The 11,666-nt window shown below is 76.6% G+C and carries 6 protein-coding genes; 5 read left to right on the top strand and 1 reads right to left on the bottom strand.

Translation table 11 applies throughout. From position 1 onward, the window contains the following. The first annotated feature begins 201 nt into the window (after nucleotides 1–201). Nucleotides 202–2,865 carry a helicase-associated domain-containing protein gene (locus tag ACFYMO_RS30080; protein WP_366771180.1) on the top strand — a complete coding sequence of 888 codons (2,664 nt, stop codon included), beginning with the start codon at nucleotides 202–204 and terminating at the stop codon, nucleotides 2,863–2,865. 163 nt (nucleotides 2,866–3,028) lie between these two features. Next, complete coding sequence (locus ACFYMO_RS30085) at nucleotides 3,029–4,723, top strand: DNA repair helicase XPB (protein ID WP_388550345.1); 1,695 nt, start codon at nucleotides 3,029–3,031, stop codon at nucleotides 4,721–4,723. Between the two features lie 98 nt (nucleotides 4,724–4,821). On the opposite strand, the gene ACFYMO_RS30090 is transcribed toward ACFYMO_RS30085, so the two are convergent. Next, a complete protein-coding gene (locus ACFYMO_RS30090; RefSeq protein ID WP_366771199.1) occupies nucleotides 4,822–6,135 on the bottom strand; it encodes an AMP-binding protein in 1,314 nt (437 codons plus the stop codon). Nucleotides 6,136–7,265: 1,130 nt separating this feature from the next. Here ACFYMO_RS30090 and ACFYMO_RS30095 point away from each other — a divergent pair. The 3 genes from ACFYMO_RS30095 to ACFYMO_RS30105 all read left to right on the top strand — a co-directional run bounded on the left by ACFYMO_RS30095 (nucleotide 7,266) and on the right by ACFYMO_RS30105 (nucleotide 11,583). After that, nucleotides 7,266–9,554, top strand: coding sequence for an ATP-binding domain-containing protein (locus tag ACFYMO_RS30095; protein ID WP_366771200.1), 2,289 nt, complete (start codon nucleotides 7,266–7,268; stop codon nucleotides 9,552–9,554). 58 nt (nucleotides 9,555–9,612) lie between these two features. After that, complete coding sequence (locus ACFYMO_RS30100; protein ID WP_388550349.1) at nucleotides 9,613–10,629, top strand: serine/threonine dehydratase; 1,017 nt, start codon at nucleotides 9,613–9,615, stop codon at nucleotides 10,627–10,629. A gap of 162 nt (nucleotides 10,630–10,791) precedes the next feature. Continuing rightward, on the top strand, nucleotides 10,792–11,583 hold the full coding sequence (locus tag ACFYMO_RS30105) for an alpha/beta fold hydrolase (RefSeq protein ID WP_366771202.1): 792 nt from the start codon (nucleotides 10,792–10,794) through the stop codon (nucleotides 11,581–11,583). Nucleotides 11,584–11,666: the final 83 nt, after the last annotated feature.

The following is an 11,666-nucleotide window of genomic DNA, read 5'->3' on the forward strand; positions in this document are numbered from 1 at the left end:
AAGCCCTTCAAGCCCTTCAAGCCCTCCGCACAGACGGTACCGCGCGCACCCGCCCGTAAGGGAGTACCGGCCGGTGCGGCGCCCGCCGTTCGGCGGAACGTCCCGCTCCGGCCCGAGGAAGCGGTCCCGGGGCGCCCGGCAGCCCGCCCGGCCGAAGCGGTACCCGGCCCGGCGGAGCCGCGTGCCGCTACCGTGGGGAGGATGAGCAGTGAGCACAACGGGGGCTCTTCCGCACCGCCGGACGCGCCGCCGGGGTCGTCGGCGTCCGGGCCCCGCACCCTCGCGGAGGACCTCCGCGCGCGGGACGACAGCGCGCTGGCCGCGCTGCTGCGTGCCCGCCCCGACCTCCTCTCCCCCGTTCCGGGCGACCTCACCCAGCTCGCCACCCGGGCGGGCACCCGCGCCTCCGTCGTCCGGGCGCTGGAGCACCTGGACCGGTTCACGCTGCAGACCGCCGAAGCACTGGCGGTCGCCCCCGGCGCTCCCCCGCCGCCCCGGACGGCACCCCAGGAGGGCGCGGCCGCGGCCGAGGCCGCACTGGCCCGGCTGCTCCCCGGTGCGGAGGCGGCCGCACGGCTGCGCCCGGCGCTCGACGAGCTGCGGGCCCGCGCCCTGGTGTGGGGCCCTCCGGAGCGGCCACGGCTCGTCCGCACCGCGCGGGAACTGCTCACCTCGCCCTCCCCCACCGGACTGGGGCCCACGCTCGCGGAGGCGGTGGCGGCGGCCGGACCGGCCAAGCCCGCGCCCTCCCGGCTGCAGGAGATGCTGGCCGCGGCGGGACTGGCGGGCACCCACGACCCGGTCAGCGCGCTGGCCGCGCTGACGGCACTGTTCGACGACCCCGGCCGGATGACGGAGCTGCTCGCCGGGGCCCCCGAAGGGGCCGAGGCGGTGCTGCGGAAGCTGGAGTGGGGGCCGCCCTACGGCACGGTCGACCTGGCGGCACCGCCACCGGCGGTCCGCTGGCTGCTGGACCGCGCCCTGCTGGTACCGACCGGCGCCGAGCCGGGCGGCGGCCCCGGTGCGCCCGGCAGTGTCGTCCTGCCCCGGGAGGTCGCCCTGCACCTGCGCGGCGGCCGGGCGCACCGGGTGCTGGAGCCGGCCGCGCCCCGGGTCGAGGTGGCGCGCGCCTACGAGCCGGCGACCGTGGACGCCACGGCGGCCGGGCAGGCGATGGCCTCGGTGGCGACCGTCGAGGAGCTGCTGGGGCTCTGGGAGGCGGAACCGCCACCGGTGCTGCGCGCGGGCGGACTGGGCGTCCGCGACCTGAAGCGGACCGCCGCCGCGCTGGATGTGTCCGAACCGGCCGCCGCGGGCTGGATCGAGCTGGCGTACGTGGCCGGGCTGGTGGCCTCGGACGGTGCGGCCGACGAGGTGTACGCGCCGACCCCCGCCTACGACGACTGGCTCCGGGCCGCACCCGCCGAGCGGTGGGCGGCGCTCGCCGCGGCCTGGTACGCGGCGACCCGCACGGCCGGGCTGGTGGGCGAGCGGGATCCGCGGGGCCGGAATCTGGCGCCGCTGGGCCCCGGACTGGACCGCGGCCCGGCCCCCGAGGTGCGGCAGCGCGCCCTCTCCCGGCTCGCCGAACTGGCGCCCGGGTCGGCCCCGGACCGGGACACGCTGCGCGACCGGCTTCGCTGGGAGCGCCCCCTGCTCGGCAACCGGGCGGCGGCCCGCGCGGGGCAGCCCGCAGGGCAGCCGCCGGGACAGCCGCCGGGGCAGCCTTCGGCAGCGGCCGCCGGGACGGGCGAGGGCGACGGCGGACGGCAGCTGCGGTCCCGGCTCCTCGACTGGGCGCTGGACGAGGCGGAGACCCTGGGGGTGACCGGCCGGGGCGCCCTCGCCTCCTACGTACGCCCGCTGCTGGTCGCGGAGCAGGACGGCGGGGCGGCGCACCGGGCGCCCGGAGCCACCGGCGAGGCCGTGCGGGCCGTCGCCGCACAGCTCGCCCCGCACCTCCCCGAACCCCTGACCGAGGTCCTGTTGCAGGCGGACCTGACCGCCGTGGCGCCCGGGCCGCTGGAGCGCGAGCTCGCGGCGTTCCTGGCCGTGCTGGCGGATGTGGAGTCCAAGGGCGGGGCCACGGTCTACCGCTTCACTCCCGGTTCGGTGCGCCGCGCCCTGGACACCGGACGCACCGCCGCCGACCTGCACGCCTTCCTCGCCGAGCACTCCAGTACGCCGGTGCCGCAGCCGCTGACCTACCTGGTCGACGACGTGGCCCGCCGCCACGGACAGGTGCGGGTGGGGGCCGCCTCCTCGTACGTGCGCTGCGACGACGACGCCCTGCTCACCGAGCTTCTCGCCGACCGCCGCTCGGCGCCGCTGCGGCTGCGCAGGCTCGCCCCCACGGTGCTGGCCTCGCCCGCCCCGCCGGACCAGCTCCTGGCGAAGCTGCGGGAGGCGGGCTACACGCCCGCGGCCGAGTCCGCCGAGGGCGATGTGCTGCTGGCGCGCCCGGACGCGCACCGCGCACCGCCCCGCACCCCGCCCGAGCCGGTGCCGGAGGGCCCGCCTCCGCCCGACGGGCCGCTGCTGGCGGCCGCCGTTCGCGCCATCCGGGCCGGCGACCACGCCGCCACCCTGACCCACAAGCCGAAGGCCCCCGCCACCGCACCACCCGTCGGCGGCCCGCCGCGCACCGTCATGGCCGAGACCCTCGCCACGATGCAGTCCGCCACCCTCTCCGGCACCCCGGTGTGGATCGGCTACGTCAACGCCGACGGCGCCGCCTCGCAACGCGTCATCGCCCCGGTGAAGGTCGAGGGCGGCTTCGTCACCGGCTACGACCACACCGCGGAGGAGGTCCGCACCTATCCCCTGCACCGCATCACGGGCGTCGCGGAGGTGGCGGAGGGCTGACCGCCCGTCGGCGGCGGGGGCAGGGGCCGGCACGGGCTTCCCGCGTCCGGCGGGCGAGGCCGCGTCCGCGGGTGAGGTGCGCAGCACTGTGGGCCCGGTCCGCCGCCGGGCTGAGGCACACTGGACGTTTGGCCCGCAGAACCGAACGTCGAAAGGGTGACGCGTGAACGGTGGCCCCCTGATCGTGCAGAGCGACAAGACGCTGCTGCTCGAAGTCGATCACGAGCTGGCCGAGGCGTGCCGGAGGGCCATCGCGCCGTTCGCGGAGCTGGAGCGGGCTCCGGAGCACATGCACACCTACCGGGTGACGCCGCTGGGGCTGTGGAACGCGCGGGCCGCCGGGCACGACGCCGAGCAGGTGGTGGACGCGCTGGTGGAGTACGCGCGCTACCCGGTGCCGCACGCGCTGCTGGTGGACATCGCCGAGACGATGGCCCGCTACGGCAGGCTCTCGCTCAGCAAGCACCCCACGCACGGCCTGGTGCTGACGAGCACCGACCGGCCGGTGCTGGAGGAGGTGCTGCGCTCGAAGAAGATCCAGCCGCTGGTGGGCGAGCGGATCGACCCGGACTCGGTGGCCGTGCACCCGTCCGAGCGCGGTCAGATCAAGCAGGTGCTGCTGAAGCTGGGCTGGCCCGCCGAGGACCTGGCCGGGTACGTGGACGGCGAGGCGCACCGCATCGAGCTGGAGGAGGAGGACTGGTCGCTGCGCCCCTACCAGCAGCAGGCGGTGGAGGGCTTCTGGCACGGCGGCTCCGGTGTCGTCGTCCTGCCCTGCGGTGCCGGCAAGACGCTGGTGGGCGCCGGGGCGATGGCCAAAGCGCAGGCGACGACGCTGATCCTGGTCACCAACACGGTCTCGGCCCGCCAGTGGAAGCACGAACTGGTGCGGCGCACCTCGCTGACCGAGGACGAGATCGGCGAGTACAGCGGGACGCGGAAGGAGATCCGCCCCGTCACCATCGCCACCTACCAGGTGATCACCACGAAGCGGAAGGGCGTCTACCCGCATCTGGAGCTGTTCGACTCCCGCGACTGGGGCCTGATCGTCTACGACGAGGTGCATCTGCTGCCGGCCCCGGTCTTCAAGTTCACCGCCGACCTCCAGGCCCGCCGCCGGCTCGGGCTGACGGCGACGCTGGTGCGGGAGGACGGGCGCGAGTCCGACGTGTTCTCGCTCATCGGCCCCAAGCGGTTCGACGCGCCCTGGAAGGAGATCGAGAACCAGGGCTACATCGCCCCCGCCGACTGCGTCGAGGTCCGCGTCAGCCTCACCGACTCCGAACGGCTGGCCTACGCGACGGCGGAGCCGGAGGAGAAGTACCGCTTCTGCGCGACCACCGACTCCAAGCGGCGGGTGACCGAGGCGCTGGTGCGCCGGCACGCGGGCCAGCAGACGCTGGTCATCGGCCAGTACATCGACCAGCTCGACGAGTTGGGCGAGCACATCGGGGCGCCGGTCATCAAGGGCGACACCACCAACGCGCAGCGCGAGAAGCTCTTCGACGCCTTCCGTGCGGGCGAGCTGAACTGCCTGGTCGTCTCGAAGGTCGCCAACTTCTCCATCGATCTGCCCGAGGCGACCGTGGCCATACAGGTCTCCGGGACCTTCGGCTCCCGGCAGGAGGAGGCCCAGCGGCTGGGCCGGGTACTGCGGCCGAAGGCGGACGGACACGAGGCCCGCTTCTACTCGGTGGTCGCCCGCGACACCATCGACCAGGACTTCGCCGCCCACCGCCAGCGCTTCCTCGCCGAGCAGGGGTACGCCTACCGGATCGTGGACTCGGTCGACCTGCTCGCCTCGGGCCCGGAGGGCACCGGGAGTGCGGGCAGCGCCGAGAAGCCGGACGGGGTGTAGGGCGCCGGGGGCCGGGCGGAGACCCCCTGCGGCCGGTCCCGACACCGCGGCGGGGCACCGCACGGGCGGGCCCCGCACAGGCGGTGGCTCCCGCGGCGTCAGCGGCCTTCCGGGGAGGGTGCCTCGGGGGGCTTCATCGCGACGCGGCCGTCCGGGGTGATCGCCGCCGTCTCGCCGGTACGCAACCAGCCCTCCTGCAGCGGCGCCGCGTCCTCGACGTAGCAGGCGGTGATCCACGGGCCGCGCAGCAGCAGCTCGCCCTCGGACTGCCCGTCCCAGGGCAGCGGCCGCTGGTCGGGCCCGGTGACGCCGTATTCGACCGAGGCGGGGAAGCGGTAGTGGCCGGCGGCGGGCCGGGCCACGCACGCCGGGGAGAGCGTCTCGGGCGCTCCCCAGGCCGCCGCCGCGCTGATGCCGTGCCGCCAGCGCAGCTCCTGCGCCAGCAGCGTCCCGCCGGGCTCCGCACCGGGGCCGCCGACCACCACGGCCTCCCGCAGCGAGGACAGGTCCCGGGGGTGGGCGGCCAACTCCTCCAGCATGCCGTCCCACACGGCCGGGTCGGCGACCGCGAGCGTGGGCCGCTCCCGCTCTGCCATCTCGGCGAGCGGCGCGGGCTGGTCGTAGGTGCCGGGCAGCAGCAGCGAGGCGCCGCCGGCGAACGCGGCGTAGGGGAGCCCCCAGGCCAGCATCCGGGACATCGGCACGACGGGCAGCACCAGATCGTCCTCGCCGATGCCGTACGCCTGCGGGGTCTGCGCCTGGAGGGCATGCAGGTAGAGGGCGCGGTGGCTGTAGGCGACTCCGCGTGGCGCGGTGCCGTCCTCGGACGCGGCGTGGCAGAGCACCGCCGCGTCGCGCTCGTCGACCGCGGGCCAGTCGTAGTGTCTGCGCCGGTCGGTGATCAGCTCCTCGTAGTCGTGGACCTCGGCGCCGTAGGCGGTACCGCCGCTGACGACGGCAGCGGAGTCGTTGCCACCCGCGACGATCACATGCCGCAGATGGCCGAGCCGGGGCAGCACGGAGGCCAGCGGCGCGAGCCCCGTCGGGTCGGTGATCAGCACCCGCGCGCCGCCGCGCACCGCGGCGGCGACGAGCTGGTCGGCCGGCAGCCACGGGTCGAGGGTGTGCAGGACGGCGCCCATCGAGGGGACGGCCAGATACGCCTCCAGGTGGTCGGCGGTGTTGGCCATCAGGGTGGCGACGGTGTCCCCGGGCGCGACGTCGAAGTCGTCGTGCAGGGCGGCGGCGAGCTGGACGGCACGGACGCCCGTGTCGAGGAACGTGCGACGGTCGGGCTCGGCACCGCCCGTGGTCCCCGTCCAGGTGGTCACCCGGGCGGTCCCGTGCGCGAACGCGCCGTGCACGAGGAGTCGGTTCACGGTCAGCGGGATGTCCTGCATGGTGCTTCGCACACCGGCCTCCTCGGGCCTCTTCACGCTCTGGTCGGCGGCCGTCCCGGCGCCTGTCGGCGGGGTGCCTGTCGGCGGGACCGGCCGGAGGGCTGTCCGTCGTACCCGTGCTGCCCCTGCCACCCGTCGGTCCTCCGGTCTCCGGGGGCTGCTGCTGCGGGGTCGTCGTCCCCGGTCCGTACCGGCGTGGGGCTCTGCCGGGCGGACGGTCGGCGGCTCGGTCCGGCCGCCCCTGCTGATTCTTGCCCGGCGGGAGCGCGGTGTCAGCGTTCCGGAGCGGTCCGGCGCCGCCGCGCCCGGCGTCGGGGGGCCGGACGGGTACGGTCCGGCCGGCCGGGCGGTACGGGTACGGGTACGGGTACGGTCCGGCCGGGCGGCGTCGGCCGGTGCGCGGGCGGGCGGCGGCAGCACGGCCGCGGCACGCGGCGAGGCGGGGCGGGCACGTACGGCACGGAGCCGGGCGCGTGCCGCGAGGAGACGGGCCCGTACGGCGCGGCGGGTTGGGTGCCGGACGGCGCGCGGGGCGGGCCGCACGGCCACGGGTGGCGCGGCGGAGCGCGCGCCTGCGGCGGGGGCGGGTGCCGGGGGTGGGTTCGCGGCGTGCGCGGGCCCGGTACGCGGGGCGCCGCTGCCAGTCACCCGTGCCGCCTCCTCGCCACCGGGAGGACGGGTCGTCCCGGATCGCCGTTGATTGCCGCCGGGCGTCGACCCTAATCGAGTCACCGCCCGGAGACCGAAACGCCTCCGCCCGCGCCGCCGCCGGACAGCACACGGAACCGTCCGCTCCCGGGTGCCCGCTGCCGGGTCCCGGACCCGGAAAAGCGGTCGCCCGCTCGTCGGACGGTGGCTACAATCGCCGGTCTGCCCCCCTCGGCGCCCTGCTCGGCGCGAGGCGCCCGCCGCACGGAAACCGGTCGGGCTCACGCGTGGCCCCGTACCCGGATCCGTGTCCGCGGATCCGCGGGCGGTGCCGCGCAGACCTGTCCGTCCGTACGCCCGTGCCCACGTGCCGAGCCCGTGCGTCCCGCCTCCTCCCGTCCCGTCCGGGACGCGCGCCCGTCGGGCCGCGGGGGCCGGCCACGTGCTGCCCGGCGTGCGGTTCGCGGGCGCCCGTGCTTCTTGGAGGCCGCCCGATGACCGACAGCTCCGCACCCGGGCCCGGACCCGGCGACGTACCCGATGCCGGCGGCGTGCCCGATGCCGGCGCCGGAACCGGGGCCGAGCCCGGCGACGGGCCCGGCGTCCGGCAGCCGCCCGGCGGTCCCGCGCCCGGCGGCGGCCCCGCGTCCGGCGGGCCGCTCGCACGTGAGCGGGCCCATCTGGCGGCCTCGCGTGCCGCGCTGCGTGCGATGCGGGCCGACGCCGAGGCGCTCGACATCCGCGACGTGACCGCGAACTGGGTGAACGCCGAGGCGCTCGCCGCGGGGATCGAGGCCCGGATCGCGGCGCTGGCCGATCTCGCGCACACGCCGCTGTTCTTCGGTCGGCTGGACCGCGCGGACGGGCAGGTCTTCCACATCGGCCGGCGGCATGTGCACGACGCGGACGGCGATCCCATGGTCATCGACTGGCGGGCGCCGGTCTCGCAGCCCTTCTACCGCGCCTCCCCCGCCGACCCGCAGGGCGTGGCGCTGCGGCGCCGCTTCGGGTACACGGGCGGTGAGCTGACCGCCTACGAGGACGAGCGGCTCGCCGCGCCGCCGAGCACCGACGGACCGCAACCGGACGTGCCGGAGCAGGGCGCACCGGGGGCACGGCGTACCGGCGCGCTGCTCCAGGCCGAGATCGAGCGCCCCCGGGTGGGGCCCATGCGGGACATCGTCGCGACGATCCAGCCCGAGCAGGACGAGATCGTCCGGGCCGGGATCGAGGGGACGGTGTGCGTGCAGGGCGCCCCGGGGACGGGCAAGACGGCGGTCGGTCTGCACCGCGTCGCCTATCTGCTGTACGCGCACCGCGAGCAACTGGCCCGTACCGGCACCCTGGTGATCGGCCCGAACGACTCCTTCCTGCGCTACATCGAGCAGGTGCTGCCCGCGCTGGGCGAGGTGGCCGTGCGGCAGACGACGGTGGAGGCGCTGGTGGCGCGGCCCGACGTCCCCGTGCGGGCGGTCGACGGCGCGGAGGCCGCCCGGCTCAAGGGCGACGCGCGGATGGCCCGGGTACTGCGCCGGGCGGTGCGCGCGGGGGTGCGTCCGCTTCCGGCGGAGCCGTGCGTGGTGGTGCGCGGCTCGCGGCGCTGGCGGATCCCCGCGCACGAGATCGCGGAACTGGTCGAGGAGTTGCTGGGGCGCGGCCTGCGGTACGGGGCGGGCCGGGAGGCGCTGCCGCAGCGGATCGCGCACGCCGTGCTGGTGCGGATGGAACAGGCCGGTGAGGCGCCCGACGACCGGGTGCAGGACGCGGTGGCACGGAACGCCGCCGTGAAGGCGGTGGTGCGGCAGGTGTGGCCGCCCGTCGATCCGGCCAAGGTCGTGCTGCGGCTGCTGTCCGACGCGGAGTTCCTCGCCGAACAGGCGGAGGGGCTGCTGACCGCCGAGGAGCAGCGGGCGGTCCTGTGGGAGAAGGCGCCGCGCGGTGTCCGGAGCGCCCGCTGGTCGGCAGCGGACGCGGTGCTGGTGGACGAGGCCGCGGACGCCGTGCAGCGGACGCCTTCGCTGGGGCATGTGGTGCTGGACGAGGCCCAGGACCTCTCCGCGATGCAGTACCGCGCGGTGGGCCGGCGCTGTTCGACCGGGTCGGCGACGGTGCTGGGCGACCTGGCGCAGGGCACCACGCCGTGGGCGACCGAGAGCTGGGAGGCCGCCCTGGAACACCTGGGGAAACCGGGCGCCGTGGTGGAGGAGTTGACCGAGGGGTTCCGGGTGCCGCGGGAGGTGATCGCGTACGCGTCGCGGCTGCTGCCCGACATCGCACCGGGGCTGCGGCCCGCGACCTCCGTGCGGGAGTCGCCGGGGGACTTCGCCGTGCGGCCCGTCCCCGGCGGCGCGGACGGACCCGGCGCGGCGGCCGACCGGATGGTGGTGGACGCGTGCCGGGAGGCGCTGGAACGGGAGGGTTCGGTCGGGCTGATCGCCGCGGAGGCCCGGCTCCCGGCACTGCGCGAGGCACTGCGCGCGGCGGGGCTCGGCTGGCTGTCGCCCGGTGCGGAGACCAGCGCGGCGGCCCGGTTGACGCTCGTACCGGCCGCGCTGGCCAAGGGCCTGGAGTACGACTACGTGGTGCTGGACGAGCCCGCGGCGGTCGTGGCCGGGGAGCCGGACGAGCGGACGGGGCTGCGGCGGCTGTACGTCGCGCTGACCCGGGCGGTCTCCGGGCTCGTCGTGGTGCACGCCCGGCCGCTTCCGGAGGCGCTGGCGGCCCCAGTGCCGACCGGGTACGGGACGGTGGCCGGGTACGGGGCGATGGCCGCGAGGTCGTAACGTAGTCGTAACGTAGTCGTTTGTCCCTTCACGTCCGAGCACGTCCAGGAGTCGCGCCGTGCACCATCTTTCTTACGGAGATGTCAAGACCGCAGCCGACCGGGTTGCCACCGGCGTACGCCCCGTCGCGGTCGCCCGCGCGGACGTCGGCGCTGCGGCAATCGGGGGCCAGTCCGGTGCCCCGGACTTCGAGCTGTTCCTCGCTCTGGAGTTCATGCAGCACACCGGGAGTTTCAAGGCCCGGGGCGCGCTCAACTTCCTGCTCGCGCACCGGGAGCGGGAGGAACTCCCCGCGGCGGGCGTCACCCTGGCCTCCGGCGGCAACGCGGGACTCGCGTGCGCGTGGGCCGCGCGCGGACTGGGCGTGCCCGCCACGGTCTTCCTGCCGGAGACCGCGCCGCAGGTGAAGGTCGAGCGGCTGCGCGCGTACGGGGCCGATGTGCGGCTGGTCGGCACGGAGTACGCCGACGCCGCGACGGCCTGCGAGGCGTTCGCCGCGGACACCGGGGCGCTGGCGTCGCACGCGTACGACCATCCGCTCATCGCGGCGGGCGCCGGGACGTTGGTGGAGGAGATCCGCGCACACGTACCCCTCGTGGACACGGTGGTGGTGTCGGTGGGCGGCGGCGGCCTGTTCGCCGGGGTCGCCGCGGCCGCGCAGCACCACGGGATCCGGGTGGTGGCCGTGGAACCCGAGCGGTGCCGGGCGCTGAACGCCGCGCTGGAGGCGGGGCGCGTCGTCGATGTGCCGGTGGACTCCGTCGCCGCCGACTCGCTGGGCGCCCGCCGGGCCTCCTCGATGGCGCTGGCCGCCGCGGGCACCCGCAATGTGCGGTCGGTGCTGGTGAGCGACGAGGCCGTGGTCTCGGCCCGCCGGGAGCTGTGGGAGCGGTACCGGCTGGCGGTGGAGAACGGGGCCGCCACCGCACTCTCCGCGATCCGGGGCGCCGTCGCCGCGCCGGACGGGGCCGACGGGCAGAGCGCGCCCTACGTGCCGTCCCCGGGCGAGCGGGTCGTCGTCGTACTGTGCGGCGCCAACGCCGATCCGGGCGAGATGGCCGAGACGACCCGCTGACCGTACGGTGAGCGCGGCGGACGGCGCCCGCCCGACACTCCGGCCGGGCGCCTCCGGCGCGCGCGTCCAGGCGTGTCCGCGCGCATCCAGGCGTGCCGTCGGGACGGCAGGCGCGAGGTCCCTGGCGCCCGCAACAGCCGGACGACGGGGGAGCGAGGACGGATGAGGCAGCAGGCAGTGGTCGGCCCGGCGGGGGCGGAAGCGTATCTGCGGTGGGCGGAACTGCCCGGCGAGGGCGAGGGCGTGCGGGTCTTCCTGCACGGCCTCGGGGCCAGTGCGACGTTCGACTGCTCGGAGGTCGCGGCGCACCCCGCGCTGCGGGCGACCGGGCACCGGTCGCTGCTGGTGGATCTGCTCGGCTTCGGCTGGAGCGACCGGCCCGCGCACTTCGGCTACACGCTGGAGGAGCACGCCGACACCGTCGCCGCCGTGCTGGAAGCGGAGGGCATACGGGGCGCCGAACTCGTCGGGCACTCCATGGGCGGCGCGGTCGCGCTCGCACTGGCCGCGCGTCGGCCGGAGTTGGTGGGGGCGCTCGTCCTCGCCGAGGCCAATCTGCGGGCGGGCGGCGGGGAGTGGAGCAGGAAGATCGCCGCGTGGCCGGAGGAGGAGTTCGGCACCCGGGGCATGGCGGAGTTCACGGCCGGGGAGAGCGATCCCGGCTATCTGGCGACCCTGCGGGCCGCCGACCCGCTCGCGATCCACCGTAGCGCGGTGGGCTTGGTGCGCGGCATCTCGCCCGGCCTCGGGCAGGTGTTCGCGGAGTACGACGGGCCCAAGGCGTTCCTCGTCGGGGAGTCGAGCCGCCCCTACCCGGAGGAGGCCGACGCGGCGGATGCGGGGGCGCACATCCTGACCGTCCCCGCGGCAGGGCACCCGATGCCCGTGGAGAATCCGGACGGTTTCGCGCGGGCGGTCGCCGAGGCGTCCGCGCGGGCGTCGGCCGCCGCCTGACCCGCGCCGGGCCCGCCGCCGGACACCGAGCGGAACGCCTCCGTCCCCTCCGTCGCCTCGGGGGCGGAGTCGGACGCGGTGCC

This window comes from Streptomyces sp. NPDC007025 (assembly GCF_042869455.1).
Classification (GTDB): domain Bacteria; phylum Actinomycetota; class Actinomycetes; order Streptomycetales; family Streptomycetaceae; genus Streptomyces.